Below are 18367 nucleotides of genomic sequence, written 5' to 3' on the forward strand. Positions count from 1 at the left end.
TATCATATCACCACAATTTTCCTGCTAATGCTCAGGCCTTCGGAATTGGTAAATTGGAAAATGTACAAACCTGGCGCGGCAGAATGCAATTGGATTTCAAGTTCAACATTTGCGGGGATTAAGATACCCTCTGCCATGATTTGTCCCAAACTGTTGACAATTCTTCCGGTACCGGATTGGGATACCAAAACCTTAAAAAATCCATTGTTGGGATTTGGGTAGATTTTGGCCAAAAATTCCCCGTCTCCCGGCAAGGTGCCTTCACCCTGAAATTCCAGATACTCCAATCCTCCGGCGGTATTGCCCAACAATAAATCCCTTTCTTCCGAAAAGGGTTTTGGTAATGAGGTGATCCAGGTGTTTCTTCCAAATTTGGTTTGTGAAGTCTGGTTTTCAGACAGCATTACCTGGACAGTTTCCCTTTCGCTTTGGTTCATAAAATCCGAGATGTAAAATAAAATTCCCCTTTGGTCTATGGCAAACAGAGAAGGTTTTATTCCTTCAATCACATGGACATTGAGATTTCTGGAACCGGGATTATCAGAAAAACCCAAAAAATTACCCTCAACAAGAGTAAGAACAGGAGATGCAGAGAAATCAACAGAATAAAGCAGCAATTCTCCTGTTTGCCGGGCCAAGAGCAGGTAATCCTTCCCCTCAAAGACAAACAATTCCAAATGGTCTAGAGAACGAAGTACAGTTCCGGGAATCAAAACCTCCAGCATCTGACTGAAATCCAGATTTCTTCCAAAAAAGATCCTACGTTGCAAAGCATTGTTGACCGTATCCACCCCGCTGATCCAAAAGGTTTGTTGGTTTGCTGCATTGAGATATTCAAAATATTGGGGGTCGGTAAAGTCCAATGCTGAAAGATCCAAGTAATCACTTTCCACCAATTCCCATTCCTCACCGTTGATGACATAGCGGTAAGCCATTCCCAAAACTTTGCCATCTGAAAGTGAGTTGGCTGTGACTACCAATTCCCCCGAGGTGGTCAGCCCTTTGAAAAAAGGCCTGGAGTTTTCTCCCAAATCCAACATATCTGACTGCAAAAAAGGTCTTTTGGTAGGCAATCCGGAGCTTCCTTTAGATATTTCAAATACATTCTCGGTAAAATCGGATTTGAATACTCCCGATGAAGCTGAGGAATTGCTACTCACAATCAGGCTATTTTGCCAAAGGTAAGCAGCATGGTAGATGGGAAAATCCGGCAAAGTCCCAAAACCAGGAACATCCTGCGAAAAAGCATCAAACAATGGCTGCCGGTCTGTTCCTTTGTTTGGCAAAAAATAAAGCGTATTGCATTCATCCCTTCCCAAAAGCAAATCCCTCACCCCATCATTATCAAAGTCTGAATACAACATAGAATGTCCGCCGGTATGCAGGATCCGGTTTTCGGGTCCGGCATCTGCCAACCTCCCCATCGGCAGTCCTTCGCAGGTAATTCCAAAGCTGAAAGTTCCGCATCCGCAAAATTCGAACCTTCCCCACCAAGGTTCGGGAAAAGCAAAACGATCGATGTCTGCAGTTCCCTTTCTTTCCACACTTGTATTGAGATAAAAGTCTATATAGTCTCCCAAATTAAATGAGGCAATATCCAGATCCCCGTCGCCGTCAATATCAAGGACCATGGGGATGTCGAGGTTATTGGCGGTGAGGTTGGAGCCGTTTTCCAGTCGGAGAAAATTTTGGGCGACTTCCCACTTAGGAAATAAATCTCCCGAATTACTAACATTTTTATAAGCCTTGATCCCAAAAGGGGAACTTGTAAATAAATCCTTTTTGCCATCCAGATTAAAATCTGCCAAAATCAAAAACCCGTTGATGTCATTGGGGAAAAAATAGCTCATTTCGGGAAGGTACTTGAACTCCCCGCCGATTTCTTCAAAAACCAAAACCCTTCTTGCATTGATATCCCATACGACCCATTCTTCCTCTCCGTCTGCGTTGACATCCATTCTCTGATATTGGGAAGCATTAATGCCGACAGCAAAAGGAAGCGGTATTTCATTTCCATCATGGATGATTTTTTTGCTTTGGTCAAAAGAAAAAGTCTGTTGCGCCACTACCGAGGTGCAGGTCGAAAAAAACAAAATCAGGATCAAATATCTCATCAAATCGGAAACGTATAAGCCCTAAAATTAAACGAATGAATTTGATATAAGATGTTTGGGATTCCTTTAATTTGATATTGCGAGATTAAACGTGATAGGAATGAATTGCCGATTGGTGTCTCGTCATCTTGAATCCGAGGTACGATCCCGACAGCTGTACGGGAGAAAGATCTATTATATTGAATTTTGAGATCCTTCACCTCTGCAAGCTACGGTTCAGGATGACGATTTTGTCGGAGCCGTCACTCTGAGTGAAGCGAAGAGTCTCACCGAGAATTAATGAGATCCTTCAGTCGTCCCTCCTTCAGGATGACGCATCATCAATCGTCATCTCCTTGCTATAAATGCCAATTTTAACGACTCAGGATGAAGAATACCCCAAAGATGCTGCTATGGTCTATGGACTATGGACTTTTTAACTTAAAACCACTTTACTGGCAACATTCCCGATAATCATATAATTTTAGCCATACAAAAATAGATATGAGCATCGAATCCCTTTATACCCATTTTCTACAATCCACAGGTGTAAGCACAGACACAAGAAAGATCGGCCAAGGCAATATCTTTTTTGCACTGAAAGGTCCAAACTTCAATGCCAACGACTTTGCTCCAAAGGCTTTGGAAGCCGGCGCAAGCTTGGTGGTAGTCGATGAGCAAAGGGTAATTCCGGATGGAGATCCAAGGTACTTTTTGGTGGAGGATGTATTGTTGGCTTTGCAAAAACTGGCCAACCACCACCGGCATCAACTTCCTATTCCGATCATCGGACTGACAGGAAGCAATGGAAAGACCACTTCCAAAGAACTCCTGCATGCCGTCCTGAAGCAAAAATTCAAAACTTCTGCCACTGTCGGCAATCTCAATAACCACATAGGCGTACCCCTGACTTTGCTTGCCATCACCCCCGATACCGAAATCGCGATCGTAGAAATGGGCGCCAACAAGCAGGGCGACATCAAGGAACTTTGCGATATCGCCGAACCGACCCATGGGTTTATCACCAACATCGGCAAAGCGCATCTCGAGGGAATGGGCGGTCCGGAAGGCGTGCTCAAAACCAAAACCGAACTTTTTCAACACCTGAGAGAAAACAAAGGAACCGTTTTCATCAACAGCCAAGACCCGATCCTTTCCAACATGGCCAAGCGGTTTGAGAATCCTGTTCTCTACCCTGCCAAAGGAGATTTTTGTGAAGTGACTTTCGAAGGCGCAGATCCTTTTGTGAAATTCCGGGTGGAAGGAGAAGAAAAAATCCACCTTTCGGCACTGATCGGAGCATATAATTTTGGAAATATCGCCACCGCACTGACAGTAGGAAAGTTCTTTGGCGTGCCGATGGACCAAGCCGTTGCGGGCATTGTCTCCTATCAGCCTTCCAACATGCGCTCCCAACTGATCGAAAAAAGAAGCAACCTCATTATCCTAGATGCCTACAATGCCAATCCCTCCAGCATGGAGGTAGCGATTAAGACTTTTGGCGAAATGAGCGGCAAAAAGCATAAAATGATCATCCTAGGCGATATGTATGAGTTGGGTGAACATACCGAACCGGAACACCAAAAACTCGGGGAATGGGTCAGCCAATACAAGTTTGACAAGATCTGCTTTACCGGCAAGCATGTGCAGGCGGCACTTTCCAAGGCTCCGATTTCTGCCCTGTATTTTCCCGATCCATTTTCCTTCAGAAACTGGCTGCAGGATTCCCAACTCGAAGATTACCTGATCCTGATCAAAGGAAGCAGGGGAATGAAGTTGGAAGGATTGGTGGATTTTATTTGAGAGAACCTAGTTAAGTCCCGATTGGAAGATCCTTAATTGAATAACCAAAGGTATTTTAACCCTTCGGTTTGGGCGGTGGATGTAAGCTTTTGGTAAATATGTAAGTAAGTTATGCAGCAACTTAAAAAACGACACATTGAATCATAAACTGATATACTACCTTTTTACTTTTTTGTCCACTTTTTTCATTTCTTGCGGGACAGAGAAAAACAAAGCTATAGAAACTGAAACTGATGACGGTTTACCCCCAAATACCATTCAACTTAGAGAAACCGTCAATGAAGAAGATTTGGCTGTAAATGAATACTTAACCGAACGACTCAAACCGATCAGGGAAAATTTTAAGCGAATTAATTCAATTACGAATTGGACGTCAATTGACACGCAAGAACTTTGGGATTCGACAGAAGGCGGAGAAGCTAAGTATTATTACCAAAGCGGACAATTGGAGAAGATTATAACACGACACTTTGGAGAGACCTTCCAACAGTTGACGGAATATTATTTAATGAACGGACAACTTTCATTCGTTTTTGAAAAGTCATATAGATACAACAGACCTATTTATTACGACACGATAGTAATGAAAGAAAATAATGACACAGAAGCATTCGGCTTTGACAAATCAGAAATAATTGAAGACAGAAGTTATTTTGAAAACAGCAAGCTTGTGCACAAAATAGAAGATGGAAATAATGGAGCACCTTATGCAGCTGACTATCTGATTGAAGAAGACAAAAGAATGATAGGCGATTTTAATAATTTAATCAAACATATTCTTTCCGACTTCTCAAGCGAATTTAGAGATTTGACTATTGTAAACTTATCCGACCCAATTTTTGCGGACTTTAATGGAGATGGCTATAAGGATAAGGCAACATTCAAAAAAGACAATAAAACATCGGGTATCATCATTGAACACGGAAAAACTAATGAAGTAATAAAAATTGGTTTTGGTGAAAAATTCGCTCACCTGACAGAATTTAATTGGGTTGACTTTTGGGGTCTTGTAAAGGACTTAGAAACTTATGAAATTGTAATTGAAGACAGTGAAATTATAGGAGGCAAAAAAGTAATGCTTGAAAATCCCTCAATTTTAATAAGAAAAGAAGAAGCAGGTGGCGGATTGATTACTTTCAAAAACGGTAAATATCAATGGATACATCAAGCGGACTAAAAAGCCGACCGCATAACATCACCTTGAATCAAGCGGGCGGAACCGTGGGACTCTGGGAAAGCCGAGTAATGAAGTGGGAAGGATTGGTGGATTGTATATGAGGATTGGAAAAAATAACTGAAAAAGAGCCAAATGATCATCATAGAGAGGTTTCAATCGAATGACCAAAATGAGGTTAAAGATTTTGTTCTGAACATTCAGAATAACGAGTTCCTTTTAGGTTTTTCAGAAATGGATCAACCGGACCTTATTGATATCGCACATTTCTATCGTGACGGTGGTTTTTGGACAGCTAAAAGCCAAAACGAAATTGTGGGAACGATAGGACTTCAAAAAATAGATGCCCAAAATGCAGTGTTGAGAAAAATGTTTGTTAAGAAAGAGTTGAGGGGGAGAGAATTAAGTATTGCCCAAAAACTTTTCGACACATTATATGAAGATGCAAAAATGAAGGGTTTTCAAACCATTTGGCTTGATACGCCTGCAGTGGCAACTGCCTCCCATCAATTTTACGAGCGAAACGGGTTTGTCCCATCAGACAAACAAAACTTACCCAATGGGTATGTTTTTCCTGATAAAAATTCTAAGATTTATAAATTAACAAAGGTTTCTGAACCAATGTGAAAAGAGGAATTAAACCTAAGGATTGACCAATCCGAATCTGATTTCAAGAATAAACGGTTTAAAAGCAGTTCCGAACTTTTATCTAAATTCCAATAATGGAGTTAAAGATTATTTGGTCAGAGTTTGCCGAATCAGTAAATGACGAAGCTTTATATCTTCTAAATGCCCTATAAGAAAGAAGATTACCAAAAAAATCACCCTATCAAAGAACAGTTAGTTTTTGAATAGTTTTTATTTTGATAACTTTTGAGTTAACTTTGAAGCATGGATTCTCAAAGGCAGATCATTTTTTTCGAGCATTATTTCATCGACTTCTATTTGGAACAGACTGAAAAAGTTTAGGAAAAAATTGAATATGTCTTTAAGATTTTGAGAACTGTCCGAACAGTACCGAAAAAATTCCTAGATCATATGACAGGAACAGATGGACTTTATGAGATACGAATTGAATTTGAAAGCAATATTTACAGAATTTTTTGCTGTTTTGACAAAGGGAACTTAGTAGTCTTATTTAACGGTTTTCAGAAGAAGTCCCAGAAAACACCAAAAAAGGAAATTGAAATGGCATTAAAACTAAAAGATGAATATTTTAATTCAAAAGCAAAAAAATAATGAAAACTGAAAATATTAGAAATGTCAGAAATTTTGACGAGTTGCTGGATGTCAAATACGGGAAAATTGGATCTGAAAAAAGAGATAATTTTGAAGAAAAAGCACAATATTTTGTGATCAGCGAAATGCTGAAAGATGCTAGAAAAGAGGCAAATATGACTCAGGAACAACTTGCCCAAAAAGTCGGTACAAAAAAAAGCTACATTTCCAGACTTGAAAACGGAAAATGTGACATCCAACTTTCTACACTTTATAGAATTTTTGAATTTGGACTTGGAAAGCGGGTAAATATTATGTTTGGTTAAAGCGAGATTCACCGGGTTTTTTTATTGCTTCATTTTTTAATGAAATCCTCCGTACCCAAACTTGTTGATGGTATTATCCCTTGGATATGTTTTCCCCGACAAAAATTCTAAAATTTATAGACTTACTTTGAATACTACTTTCTGACCAAAGTAGACATCAAGTTGGAGGGTTTGGCGGATTTTATTTGAAATGGAGAAAAGTACTATGGGATTTTCTCTATCGATATTTTTCGGGAAAGGAAAACAAGGATAAGCACACAAGATTAACCAAGAAAAAACCACTACTGAACCAATGAAAGCCATCATTAAGAGCCTTTTTGTAATTGTAATTTCTCTGACGGCGGTAAATTGTTTTGCGCAAGGGCAAGATGCCTTCAGTCCTAAAGAAGTATACAAATCCAATGATTTGATTATCATCCAAGTTGCCCCGAATTCTTTTGTGCATACCTCATTTTTGCAGACAAATGATTTTGGAAACGTTCCCTGCAACGGTCTGATTTTCAGAAATAGCAATGAAACGATCATTTTTGACACACCCACTAATAATAAAAGCTCCGAAGAATTGATCAGATGGGTCAATCAGGAGCTGAATTGTAAGATAAACGCCATCATTCCAACCCATTTCCATAATGATTGTCTTGCGGGGCTTCAGGCATTTAATGACCACAACATCCCGTCTTACGCACATGTGAAAACAATAGCACTTGCCAAGGAAAATGATTTTGTCATCCCCCAAAATGGTTTCAGGGATTCACTTGTCTTAAAGGTAGGGGATGAAATTATCATGGCCCGGTTTTTTGGAGAAGGACATACTAGAGACAATATCGTGGGATATTTTCCAAGTGAAAAAGTGCTTTTTGGAGGTTGCTTGATAAAAGAAATGAACGCAAACAAAGGATTCTTGGGAGATGCGAATGTGGAGATTTGGTCCGCTACTGTGGAGGATATTAAAAAAAGATTCCCTGATGTAGAAATTGTTGTTCCGGGACACGGAAATCACGGCGACAGCAGCTTGCTTGATTATACCATCAATTTGTTCAAGACGAGACATTTTGGTGATAAAAAAATTAGCGGACTCAATTGATTTGGTAAAAGCTATTTGTTCAATTCGGGGGTAGAGGTTTAGAAGCCTAATCCAAATCAAGATGGGAAAATCAATAGCTAAGAGAAAAAGACCGCTCTTGATAATTTTGTATATTTGATAAAAAGCAGGAAAACATGAATTTAGAAACCAGAAAACTTGAATTTGTTCAAGAGTTTTTGAAACTGCAAAGCGAAGAGGTCATTTCCAAACTCGAAAAGTTATTGAAAAGCGAAAGAAACTCTTCTATTGATTATAAGTCTGAACCAATGAGTAAAGAGGAACTAAACAGCCGGATTGATCAATCGGAATCTGACTTCGATAAGGGCCGATTTAAAAGTAGCTCCGAACTTTTATCCAAATACAAATAATGGAGTTGAAGATTATTTGGTCGGAATTCGCAGAATCCCAGCTTGATGAAATTTATCATTTTTACGAAAAGGAAGTAAGTCCCGAATTCGCCAACAAGTTTGTGAATGAAATAATCAACGAACCCAATAAGTTGGTAAATTCACCATTCATTGGCCAAGAAGAAGATATGCTTCGAGGTAGAAAAATTCAATATCGATATTTGGTCTACAAAAGTTATAAGTTGATATACTCCGTTGATTTAGAAAACAAGTATATCAAAATTGCAGATGTTTTTGACACGCGTCAGAATCCCCCTAAAATTAAACGATCAATGTAATACAAGTTCCCTGTCGGTTTCGGAAGTCGGCCTCGGTAGATTTCATTGTTTTTTTTAGATTTTCCCTTGGGTGTAGTCAAATTGTGGACATGATGAATTTGCAATACCACTCTTTTATCAATACAAATTTGCACTTTGAAATAATAGCCAATTCCAAACTGAAAAGAAACTCCGGGAATAATGAATTACAACGCCTTGCAACAATGCTTTTCCACACCCAGAAAGAGGTCGATTGATGGAGATTTTGCTCCCTTAACGAAAACATTTCCGACCCTTTAAACTAGGCAACCACGCAAGGGATAGGGGCTTCCTGAGTCAAGATACAAACCCAACGGGAATTTTCTATTCTGAATATATTGGTTACCCACACTTCAATATCGAATGGTACATTGAGATATTCACCAATATTTTTACCTTTTGAAATGACGATGACAATGTTTTCAAAATTTTTCACTTGTAAAACTTCTTTCCTCATTTTGGAATGTACCAGCTTTCCTTCTTTCATTAATTTTAAAAAGTCTGTTTTGCTTATAATCCCAAAACTTGGTTCTACAATACTCCAACCGTTGGAAAGAAGTTCTTCTAGTTTTTCACAATCATTATTCACATAAGCATCATTTAATTTGTCTTCAATTAATTGAAAATTAAATACTAACTGGGTGGGTTTCATAAACACTATATCTGAGAATAACTTGTTTGATTGGGATTTCAATTGAAGGTTTTATGGTAAGGAAAACAGAAATTTTAATATTGTTTTTATGATAATGGGACATAACTCCATATTTTATTTTTATCCAAAATACCCTCCGATATAACGTTGGGTCAATTCATTATTAGGATGCTTAAATATCGTGTCTGAGGTATCATATTCAATTAATTCACCGAGATACATAAATGCCACTTTGTTTGATATTCTTTGTGCCTGTTGCATATTGTGTGTCACAATTACAATCGTAAAATCTTCCTTCAGTTTTAAAATTAACTCCTCAATTTTCTTTGTGCTAATTGGGTCAAGTGCGGAACAAGGTTCATCCATGAGGATAACTTCCGGTCTTAAAACAACAGTTCGTGCGATGCAGAGTCGTTGCTGCTGTCCACCGGACAATTTTACAGCAGGTTTTTTCATTTCATCCTTCACTTCATCCCATAAAAAACTTTCCCTCAAGGCCGCTTCTATCAAATTTGGTATGTCCTGTTTAGGATAATTATGGATATTCAATGCATAGGAAAGATTTTCATAAATGCTTTTCGGTAATGGATTTGGCTTTTGAAAAACCATGCCTATCCTCTTTCTGATGTCAGTTACAGAATTTTTTCTCCCATATAAATCCAATTCATCCAAAAACAATTTCCCTTCAATCCTTGCATCAGGGGACAAATCGTGCATGCGGTTAAAACTACGGAGCAAAGTAGATTTTCCGCAACCGGAAGGACCGATGAGGGAGGTCACTTGGTTCTTTGGAAATTCAATGTTTATATTTTTCAGGATTTGCTTTTGCCCAAAATATAAATTTAGGTTTTCAGCCCTCAGTTTAATTCCGTCCATAATTAATCTTGTGTCCTGTTTTTAAATCTCACATAAAAAGCAATGATGTTCAATAAAAACACCAATAAAATCAGAACCGATGCTGTAGCATATGCCAAAGGCCTTACTTGTTCAATTTCATTGTGCTGCGTGGAAAGCATATATAAATGATACGGCAATGCCATAAATTCCTGGTTTGGAGAAGCACTGATTCCATTGATGAAAAAAGCTACCCCTGTAAATAATATCGGAGCAGTTTCTCCCGCAGCCCTGGAAAGCGTTAATATCACTCCTGTCAATATTCCGGGCAAGGCTTTTGGCAATACCACGTCCTTGATTGTTTCGAACTGTGTCACACCCAGGGCCAATGCAGCTTCCCTCAAACTATTAGGGATTCTTTTTAATGCTTCCTCCGTAGTGGTTATGATATAGGGCAATGAGAGCAATCCCAAAGTAAGTCCCGCAGATAATATGGAAGTACCAAAATTCAAAGCCTGTACAAACAACGCCAAGCCAAACAATCCATAGATGATGGAAGGAACGCCTGCCAAATTTCGGATCGAAGCCCGGATGACATTGGTGAGGGTGTTTGGTCTTGCATATTCGTTAAGGTAGATCGCACAGGCTACTCCAAAAGGTACTGAAAATAAAGTAGTGATAAAGGTGAGCAATACTGTTCCAATGATGGCAGGCAAAATTCCACCTTGGGTCATTCCATTTGTGGGGAATGAGGACACAAAATTCCAAGACAAACTTGGAAATCCTTTGGAAAAAATATCCCACAGAATAATTCCCAAAAACAATACCACAATCAAAGTGCTCCCACCAAGGACAAGCCCTGAGAATAAACCGATAATCCTTTTCTTTTCCATCACGAATGAAATTTTCTTAAACGGTTTGCAAAAAACTCACCAGTGAAATTGACCGCAAGGGTAATCAAAAACAAGATAGCGGCAATCGCAAACAACGAATAGTAATGGGTAGTTTGATAGGGCACTTCCCCCATTTCAATAGCAATCGTGGCTGTGATGGTTCTTACAGAATCTAAAAACCCTTTTGGTATTGCTGCAGAATTTCCCGTGGCCATGAGTACCGTCATGGTTTCACCCAAGGCCCTTCCTAATCCCAACATGACTGCAGCAATTAATCCCGGAAAAGCAGCCGGAATCGTAACCTTAAATAGTGTTTCCCATTTGTTTGCGCCCAAAGCCAAAGATGCTTCCCTATGGGATTTTGGTACCGCGTTTATGGCATCTTCGCTGATCGTCACGATAGTTGGTAAAGCCATCACCGCTAAGAGGATGGAGCCATTTAAAGCGTTCAGTCCATTTTGAATTCCAAAAATTTGTGCCAATCCAGGACCTACCAGGACAATCCCCAAAAAACCAATTGCCACTGAAGGGATTGCTGCAAGCATTTCAATAATTGGCTTTAGCACTATCTGCAATTTTTTGGGTGCCATTTCTGATAAATAGGCTGCGGAGAAAATCCCCAACGGAACAGCAATCAACATTGAACCTAAGGCAACCCAAAATGTGCTTACCAACAAAGGAAATATGCTGTAATGATTTTCGGGATCCCATTGGGAACCCGTAAAGAAATCTAGGGGTGGTACATTTAAAAAAAACAATATGCTATTTGCGAATAGCATAAAAAAAATGCCCCCTAACAAAGTTATCGTCAGGAGTCCTGCTCCCTTAAAAGCAAATTTCAAAAGGCTGTCAATCTGCTCTCTCTTTACAGTATTCATCTTAAATCTACCGGATAATAACCCGATTGTTGAATGATTTTTGCTCCTGTTTTTGATTGTTCAAATTCAAGAAATGGCTTAATCTTTTGATAATCAACTTTTCTATAATACTGAAATAACGGTCGCTGAAAAAAATATTCACCTGAGGCGATTGCTTCTACATCCAAAGGTGAGATGGCGGTTGATCCCCCATGATAAACAGGCAGGATTTTCAATCCTTTAGAATTTCCGTCCAGAACATACCCGGCACTGACATATCCAAAACCCGAAGCATCCACCTTCAGGGCTTCTATGATTTGTGCATTTCCATTCATTTGCATGGCATGAGGGGAAAAATTAATTTTTAAAATTTCTTTTACATAATCATAAGTTCCGGAATTACTCTGTCTGCCATAGATAGTAATCGGCATATTTAATCCTGTTAGAGAGGACCAATTTTGGAATTCACCGGTCAATATTTTAGAAATAGTTTCGGTGCTGATAGAATCTAAAGATGATTTTTCCGAAACCACGAAAGCGATGGCATCTTGGGCAAACACAAAAGAATCTATCTCAATCTTCCTGTTTTCAAACAATTCAAGTTCTGAATATTTTATGCTTCTTGAAGAGTTGGCTATATCAGCATTCCCATTGAGCAAAGAGGCTATCCCTAACCCTGAACCTCCACCGGAAACTGAGACCAATAATCCTGAATTTTCAAAATAGTATTGTTCAGCTAACAAGACAGCAAGATTAACCTCTGTATCTGACCCCTTTATCTTAATGGTGCCGTTATCAGAAGAACATCCAAAAAAAGAAATGAGTAGTAATAGAAGGAAAAATCTCATCTATAAATTTACTTACCTGATACTTTGTTATCCCATTTTTGATATTATCTTACGGTTAAGCCTGCGACTTTCTAAGCAACATAAACACAATACAGAGGATTGCCATTAAAATATAGAAAGTTTGGGAATTTTAACTCATACTACTTCCAAAAACACAAGACCCATAAAAGCACTTTACGAAGATCCTACGTCAAATGACAATACATGGATATTCCTTAGTTATGCATTCCGATATTATCTTATTTTTAAGTGAATATTAAGTTAAAATCTCATGTTAACATTTAACATTGAAACTGAAGACTAGGAATTAATTTTGAACCAAGTAATCAAACTGTATCAAACAAAATGAATAAATATCTTCCAATCAGAGATTTGGCGGTTCTCTTGAGCCTTTTCTTGGTTTTTTCTTGTTCCCCCTACCAAGTTAATCAGGGATCTTCAGACGAACAGGCAGTTTCAATTCAAACCATCGCATTCGGATCCTGCAACCGTCAGAATGTTGAACAGCCTCTTTGGAATCCTATCATAGCAAACAAACCCGACCTTTGGATTTGGCTGGGAGACAACATTTATGGAGATACTGATTCTATGGCTGTATTGAAAGCGAAGTATAATTTACAAAATGCCCACCCTGAGTACCAGAAACTCAAAACCAATACACCCATCATTGGGATCTGGGATGACCATGATTATGGAAGAAATGACGCAGGCAAAGGATATCCTTACCGGAAAGAAAGCCGTGATTTGATGTTTGACTTTTTAGACATCCCGCAAGAAAGCCCTTTGAGACAAAAAGAAGGTGCTTACGGGTCTTACGAATTTGGCACAGATGACAAAAAAATAAAAGTCATTTTGTTGGATGCGAGATATTTTCGTGACACTCTCGCAAAACAAGGCAAAGATTATATACAAAATGATACCGGTACTATACTGGGAGAGGAGCAGTGGAATTGGTTAGCCGAAGAACTTAAAAATAATAGTGCAAAAATAACTCTAATCGGTTCGGGCATACAGATATTATCAGCAGAACACCCCTATGAGAAATGGGCTAATTTTCCTAAAGAAAGAGAAAGGCTTTTGAAGCTTTTGGAAACATATAAAGTGACGGGTGCCATCCTATTAAGCGGCGACAGGCATATTGCCGAAATAAGCAAAACCGATATTCCCGGTATCTCTCATCCTGTATATGATGTGACTTCGAGTGGATTGACCCACACTTGGAAAGAATACAAATTTGAACCCAACACCTACCGAGTGGGTGATTTAATAGCCAAGCTGAATTTTGGATTGATTCATTTAGACTGGCAAAAGGACGGAGTAAAAGTAGATCTAGAAATCAGGGGAGAAGCTGACTCTCTATATTTGAAAGAATCATTTTTGAGAAAATTCTAAAAATCGAATCCTAACTAAAAAAATTAACCAACTCCCATTTTTATCTTTTTCTTTTTGTTCAGATCAATGAACGGCACACCTTTTGGGTATTTGCTTAAGGTGACAAAGTAATACCTATGAAAACCGGTCCTTATAATTATTTGGTTGAGCACGGAGTAGACGTGGGGAGCAAATTGATGGAAACCGTGCTCCGTGAAAAAGGTCATTTGATTTACCAACCTCCCCAAAGAATCACTCCGATATTTGAAATTATATCTGGAGCCGTGAAAATTGGTTCCTATTCTCCTCAAGGAATGGAAGTCTGCTACGATATACTTAAACCCGGGGATTTTTTCGGTAACCTTCAATACCTCAAAGGCCAATTTTCCGAATTTGCCAAAACGTTATCCCCCGTGGAATTAAGGGCATATGATCCGGTCTTTTTCAAAGAGCTTGTAACAAATCAGCCAAAGCTTTCCGAATGGTTTTCCAAAGAATTGGTCATCCGATGGTGTAGGGCAGAAGACCGATTGTATTCCATCAGGAGTTTGGATGCAACCGGCAAAGTCAGAAGAATTCTGCCATGCTTTCAATATGCTATTGAAGACGCATCAGGAAAAACTTTCAACCTATTGAACCTGATAACCTTTCAAGACATTGCTGACCTTACTGGGCTAAGCAGACAGACAGTATCTAAAGTAATGAAGGAGTTTTTGACCCCAACCAAAACGAAGAAAAAGGAATTGACAAAGACATTGGCTAATGATCAATAGGTAACATTCAGGACAAAAGCCATTGAAGAAATCAACACAAAAATGAAGGATTGATTCCCAGAAGCAATAAGATGCTCTTCAAGAAAAATTTGGTAGCGGAGTTCCTTAGAAATCGTATATAATGGTTTAAAAAAAATCCCACAACCAAAATTGGCTGCGGGATTTCTCATTTTAATATTAGCTCTTAGAAGAAAACCCTTCCTGAAATCTGTATTTGATATGGAGTTCCACCAGGATTAGCGACACCTACATTTGGATTTACCTCATAGACATACTGGCTGTTAACCGGATCAAAATTTCGGATAGTCATCAAGGTTTGATTGCCAAGATTTTTGGTCGTACCCCAATTTCTGTTCAACATGTTTGCCACATTGAATACATCAGCACCCAACTCAATACCGGATTTCTTTCCTTTTGTAAAGAAAATTCTTTTAGCGACCCTAATATCCCAGCTTCCAAAATATCCATTTTCACCACCATTTCGGGTTGCAATTTGACCCAAACTATTCTGAATGTAATTTCTTGCCAAATTATCAGGATTGGCCAAAACTTCCTCCATGGTTTGACTGATAGTCTCAGAGATTCCGGCAGTACCCGGGGCAAATACAAAAGCAAGGTCATTTGTATTTACAAAATCGCCATTCACATTTCCATTGACCACCATGGAATATCGGGTTCCTCCGAGGCCTGAGTATCTTACACCAACCACAAATCCCTTAAAGGTTGGGAGAGTACCGTATAAAACCACCTTTTTACGGAATTGACCATTTGAATAGCTCATACGAGAAAGATCCCGCGGATCATCCACTACCGCTTGAAAGAGTGTTGCACTATTCGCAACGTTTCCATTAAAGGAGGTATTGTCCTTGGAATCATTCCAAGTATAACTGGCTGTAATTTGTCCGTCTTTGTGGTACCTGTAAGTACCATCTATCACTAGGGTGTAAGTATTATTTCTACCCTCACTCACCAATTCGAGTACCCGTCCTAACTCTGTGGTTTTACGGCCTTTTGTCCAATCTGCATTTCCATTACTCGTGCTTATGGTTTCACTTGGTACAAATACCCCACGGTTGTCTTCATTTGCCAATCTGAAATATGGATCGTCTACCATATTTCTGTCTACATACATATAGTTGTTTCTTGCGATAGATGCGATAAAATTGGCACCAACACGCAGGCGGTTGTTAAAGATTCTATTGTACATCACATTACCCTTATAAACAGTCGGAACTTTAAGAGTCGAGCTATTCATATTGATAGTGACTACCGGAGATATATTGGGATTATTTAAAAGATCAACTCCGGGTGCGGTAGAAGGATCATTTCTATAAGATTCAAAATCAGGAGTAGGCACATTTGCCCCGGTGACATCCACCGCAACGATTTTGGTTCCGTCAAACTGTAAGTTGTTGACGTCCGTGTAGTTATTTAGTGCAGAACCAAAAATTCCCCCTCCTATTCTTATGACATCTCTCTGACGCTCATTAATATCCCAAGTAAACTGTACCCTGGGTTGAATCTGAAAAGCACCTGTCTTTACATCAGTCCTTAAAGCCAATTCATCAAACACAGTCTGATTGAAATTCGGGGCATATTGATAGGTGGTAAGGTCGCCCCTTATTCCTAATACCAGGTTTTTTCCCCCACCCAAATCGGTTTCAGATTGGGCATAAATACCACCTCCAAAGATGTTTTGCTTCACAGTGGGATCAGTCAAAGCTACCTCTCTCGCATAGCGATAGGGAGTCAGATTATCAAAATTATTTAACCCGGTGAAGAAAAACCTACCATTTAACTCACTTGTGGCCAGTGAAGTAAGGTTATTCATCAAAAGGTCCATACCGAAGGTGAAATTCGTCTTTCCTTTATGGTAATATAGGTTGTTGACCAGTTGGTAAACATGGGATTCAAATCTTTCAGGAAGGTAACGCTGCCCCCCAAGCTGGATGTTAGTATTGACATTTCGGTCGTTGACAAAAGACTCTACTCTCTGAACAATAGCTCTTGGAATATTTTCACTTGGAAGTTGGGCATTTGGACGACCATCATCAAGCGTGTAAAGGTATTGTAGCTTAAGTTCATTAGTCAGGTTGGGACCTAGAACTGTTCTAAGTGAAGCCATCAAACTGTTCGCCTTGGAGAGGTGGTCTCCATATACTTCATATAAGTTGATTGTAGTATTGTCGTCCACACCTTGACTATTCAGATCCCATGAAAAGTTATTTCTGATAGTGAGCAAATTGGAAGGATTGATCTGAAAGTCCAACCTAGCAAACGCAGTATGAGAAAACCTTACTTTATCAAAACTTCCGGTCTGAGGAGACTCTGCTACGCCATATTTGGATCGTGAAATCTGAAGAAATCGGTCCAAAGATTCCTGAGAAAGATTGAATCTAACCTCATCTTCGGGAGTCTGGAGATCAGCAATAAACAAAGGCCTTGCATCTTTTTGACCATCATAAGCAAAAAAGTAATGAAGTTTGTCCTTGATTATTGGCCCTCCGAGGGAGACACCATATTGCTGAATGGCAAAATCATTTTTTCTTACATTACCTCTTGTGTCATATTTACTGGCAAGCCAATCTGCCCTGTTGAAAAAGAATGCTGAACCTTCCACACGGTTGGTACCTGTTTTGGTGACGGCACTGATGATACCGCCTCCACTCCTGCCGTTAGTCACGTCATAATCATTAGTAACCACCTCAAATTCCCGAATTGCCTCCATGGAAATAGAAAATGGCCCTCTGTTGGTGGATCCACTTGAAAGGGGGCTTCGGTTTGTCATTCCATCAATAGTATAGTTGGTAGATGAAAACAATTGACCCAAAAGACTATTCCCATTGGCAACAGGAGAAAGATCAACGAGAGAGGTAAAATTCCTACCATTTACAGGAAGTGAATTCATATCCCTTGCAGTTACAGCGGTTGAGCTTCCAAAGCGATTGATGTTATTGGCTATGGAGTTAGCCATCACACTTACTTCGCCAAGTTCCTGAGATTGCTCATTCAGGACAATGTCGATTCTGATATTATCTCCTTGATTAAGGGATACTGCCGTAAACGTTTTCGTACCGAAACCCATATAGTTGGCGGTAATGGTGTAATTGGTTCCTAATGGAATCTGGGTAACGATATAATTACCGGTTACTCCAGTGACAGTAGAAGCCGTGAATCCCGTCAATTCATTTCTTACCAGAATTTGAGCTCCTACTAAGGTTTCACCCTCGGTGTCAGTCACCCTTCCTGATACTGTTGCATTTACCGCCTGTGCGTAAACGTTTTGCTCTAGGATGATACTGAAGTACAGTATCATCGCCAATGAAAGCATGTGCGTAAAAATTTTGAATCTCATAGATTTGAACATATTTGGTTTGATGGTCAAAGCTAGAGGGACACGGAACCTGAATCATGTTAAAAATTAACATCTACTATTTTCATAATGAAAGGGTAACAATGGAAACAATTTGGTAAAAACATAAAAAATAGGACAAGTTATTCAAGTCAAAACAGATCCCGAACGCGTGACTTTACAGCGAAAAATTCGACCCGGTTATAACTCAAAGATTGGAAAACTCACTGAATTCGAAAGATGTTTTTAAGTTTTTTTACGATGTAGATCTAAGTTTTCACTTGTCCATTGGTTGAAATTAATATCAGAAACTAAACTCTAAAACAGTCATAATAAAAAGATAATAAGATTATTCTGACAAATTTTTTAAAAATTCCATTAAATCA

The 18367-nt window shown here is 39.1% G+C and carries 17 protein-coding genes; 10 read left to right on the forward strand and 7 right to left on the reverse strand.

Going from position 1 to position 18367, the window contains the following annotated elements:
• Positions 1–2: 2 nt before the first annotated feature.
• The gene (locus tag MMU05_RS18705; protein ID WP_241143192.1) at positions 3–2114 is read right to left on the reverse strand and encodes a T9SS type A sorting domain-containing protein; all 2112 of its coding nucleotides are present in this window, start codon (positions 2112–2114) and stop codon (positions 3–5) included.
• Positions 2115–2597: 483 nt separating this feature from the next.
• On the opposite strand from MMU05_RS18705, the gene MMU05_RS18710 reads away from it, so the two are divergent.
• From MMU05_RS18710 to MMU05_RS18745, 8 genes are all read left to right on the forward strand, one after another.
• On the forward strand, positions 2598–3896 hold the full coding sequence (locus MMU05_RS18710; protein ID WP_241143193.1) for a UDP-N-acetylmuramoyl-tripeptide--D-alanyl-D-alanine ligase: 1299 nt from the start codon (positions 2598–2600) through the stop codon (positions 3894–3896).
• A 136-nt stretch (positions 3897–4032) separates the two neighbouring features.
• Positions 4033–5073 (forward strand): hypothetical protein, encoded by a 1041-nt coding sequence (locus MMU05_RS18715; RefSeq protein WP_241143194.1) that lies wholly within the window; start codon positions 4033–4035, stop codon positions 5071–5073.
• Between the two features lie 132 nt (positions 5074–5205).
• Positions 5206–5697: a GNAT family N-acetyltransferase gene (locus MMU05_RS18720; RefSeq protein ID WP_241143195.1), complete on the forward strand. Its 492-nt coding sequence runs from the start codon at positions 5206–5208 to the stop codon at positions 5695–5697.
• Between the two features lie 369 nt (positions 5698–6066).
• A complete protein-coding gene (locus MMU05_RS18725; protein WP_336246990.1) occupies positions 6067–6309 on the forward strand; it encodes a type II toxin-antitoxin system RelE/ParE family toxin in 243 nt (80 codons plus the stop codon).
• Complete coding sequence (locus MMU05_RS18730; protein WP_241143196.1) at positions 6309–6614, forward strand: helix-turn-helix domain-containing protein; 306 nt, start codon at positions 6309–6311, stop codon at positions 6612–6614. The genes MMU05_RS18725 and MMU05_RS18730 overlap by 1 nt, the downstream gene beginning before the upstream one ends.
• Before the next feature lie 292 nt (positions 6615–6906).
• On the forward strand, positions 6907–7698 hold the full coding sequence (gene bla, locus MMU05_RS18735; protein WP_241143197.1) for a subclass B1 metallo-beta-lactamase: 792 nt from the start codon (positions 6907–6909) through the stop codon (positions 7696–7698).
• 134 nt (positions 7699–7832) lie between these two features.
• Positions 7833–8066 (forward strand): hypothetical protein, encoded by a 234-nt coding sequence (locus tag MMU05_RS18740; protein WP_241143198.1) that lies wholly within the window; start codon positions 7833–7835, stop codon positions 8064–8066.
• Positions 8066–8383: a type II toxin-antitoxin system RelE/ParE family toxin gene (locus tag MMU05_RS18745; protein ID WP_241143199.1), complete on the forward strand. Its 318-nt coding sequence runs from the start codon at positions 8066–8068 to the stop codon at positions 8381–8383. The genes MMU05_RS18740 and MMU05_RS18745 overlap by 1 nt, the downstream gene beginning before the upstream one ends.
• A 280-nt stretch (positions 8384–8663) precedes the next feature.
• Here the strand turns inward: MMU05_RS18745 and MMU05_RS18750 are convergent, their stop codons facing one another.
• The 5 genes from MMU05_RS18750 to MMU05_RS18770 form a co-directional block, all read right to left on the reverse strand.
• Complete coding sequence (locus MMU05_RS18750; RefSeq protein ID WP_241143200.1) at positions 8664–9053, reverse strand: nuclear transport factor 2 family protein; 390 nt, start codon at positions 9051–9053, stop codon at positions 8664–8666.
• A gap of 120 nt (positions 9054–9173) precedes the next feature.
• Positions 9174–9920, reverse strand: coding sequence for a phosphate ABC transporter ATP-binding protein PstB (gene pstB / locus MMU05_RS18755; RefSeq protein ID WP_241143232.1), 747 nt, complete (start codon positions 9918–9920; stop codon positions 9174–9176).
• Positions 9921–9931: 11 nt separating this feature from the next.
• Positions 9932–10780, reverse strand: a complete 849-nt coding sequence (pstA, locus tag MMU05_RS18760) for a phosphate ABC transporter permease PstA (RefSeq protein ID WP_241143201.1) — start codon at positions 10778–10780, stop codon at positions 9932–9934.
• Entirely contained in the window at positions 10780–11658 is an 879-nt protein-coding gene (gene pstC / locus MMU05_RS18765) for a phosphate ABC transporter permease subunit PstC (protein ID WP_241143202.1), read from the reverse strand. The genes pstA and pstC overlap by 1 nt, the downstream gene beginning before the upstream one ends.
• Entirely contained in the window at positions 11655–12485 is an 831-nt protein-coding gene (locus MMU05_RS18770) for a PstS family phosphate ABC transporter substrate-binding protein (RefSeq protein WP_262917705.1), read from the reverse strand. The genes pstC and MMU05_RS18770 overlap by 4 nt, the downstream gene beginning before the upstream one ends.
• A gap of 345 nt (positions 12486–12830) precedes the next feature.
• Here MMU05_RS18770 and MMU05_RS18775 point away from each other — a divergent pair, with 345 nt between their 5' ends.
• Complete coding sequence (locus MMU05_RS18775) at positions 12831–13877, forward strand: alkaline phosphatase D family protein (protein ID WP_241143204.1); 1047 nt, start codon at positions 12831–12833, stop codon at positions 13875–13877.
• Between the two features lie 116 nt (positions 13878–13993).
• The gene (locus tag MMU05_RS18780) at positions 13994–14629 is read left to right on the forward strand and encodes a Crp/Fnr family transcriptional regulator (protein ID WP_241143205.1); all 636 of its coding nucleotides are present in this window, start codon (positions 13994–13996) and stop codon (positions 14627–14629) included.
• A 184-nt stretch (positions 14630–14813) separates the two neighbouring features.
• Here MMU05_RS18780 and MMU05_RS18785 read toward each other — a convergent pair whose 3' ends face one another.
• A complete protein-coding gene (locus tag MMU05_RS18785; RefSeq protein ID WP_241143206.1) occupies positions 14814–17984 on the reverse strand; it encodes a TonB-dependent receptor in 3171 nt (1056 codons plus the stop codon).
• Positions 17985–18367 lie beyond the last annotated feature (383 nt).

Origin of the sequence: Cognataquiflexum rubidum, from assembly GCF_022538115.1 — a bacterium.
GTDB classification, from domain to species: domain Bacteria; phylum Bacteroidota; class Bacteroidia; order Cytophagales; family Cyclobacteriaceae; genus Cognataquiflexum; species Cognataquiflexum rubidum.

Coding starts and splice junctions, on each gene's coding strand:
- MMU05_RS18705 (WP_241143192.1), bottom strand. CDS start 2,114: ATGAGATATTTGATCCTGATTTTGTTTTTTTCGACCTGCACCTCGGTA.
- MMU05_RS18770 (WP_262917705.1), bottom strand. CDS start 12,485: ATGAGATTTTTCCTTCTATTACTACTCATTTCTTTTTTTGGATGTTCT.
- MMU05_RS18775 (WP_241143204.1), top strand. CDS start 12,831: ATGAATAAATATCTTCCAATCAGAGATTTGGCGGTTCTCTTGAGCCTT.
- MMU05_RS18720 (WP_241143195.1), top strand. CDS start 5,206: ATGATCATCATAGAGAGGTTTCAATCGAATGACCAAAATGAGGTTAAA.
- MMU05_RS18750 (WP_241143200.1), bottom strand. CDS start 9,053: ATGAAACCCACCCAGTTAGTATTTAATTTTCAATTAATTGAAGACAAA.
- MMU05_RS18785 (WP_241143206.1), bottom strand. CDS start 17,984: ATGAGATTCAAAATTTTTACGCACATGCTTTCATTGGCGATGATACTG.
- pstC (WP_241143202.1), bottom strand. CDS start 11,658: ATGAATACTGTAAAGAGAGAGCAGATTGACAGCCTTTTGAAATTTGCT.
- MMU05_RS18780 (WP_241143205.1), top strand. CDS start 13,994: ATGAAAACCGGTCCTTATAATTATTTGGTTGAGCACGGAGTAGACGTG.
- pstA (WP_241143201.1), bottom strand. CDS start 10,780: ATGGAAAAGAAAAGGATTATCGGTTTATTCTCAGGGCTTGTCCTTGGT.
- MMU05_RS18710 (WP_241143193.1), top strand. CDS start 2,598: ATGAGCATCGAATCCCTTTATACCCATTTTCTACAATCCACAGGTGTA.
- bla (WP_241143197.1), top strand. CDS start 6,907: ATGAAAGCCATCATTAAGAGCCTTTTTGTAATTGTAATTTCTCTGACG.
- MMU05_RS18730 (WP_241143196.1), top strand. CDS start 6,309: ATGAAAACTGAAAATATTAGAAATGTCAGAAATTTTGACGAGTTGCTG.
- MMU05_RS18740 (WP_241143198.1), top strand. CDS start 7,833: ATGAATTTAGAAACCAGAAAACTTGAATTTGTTCAAGAGTTTTTGAAA.
- MMU05_RS18745 (WP_241143199.1), top strand. CDS start 8,066: ATGGAGTTGAAGATTATTTGGTCGGAATTCGCAGAATCCCAGCTTGAT.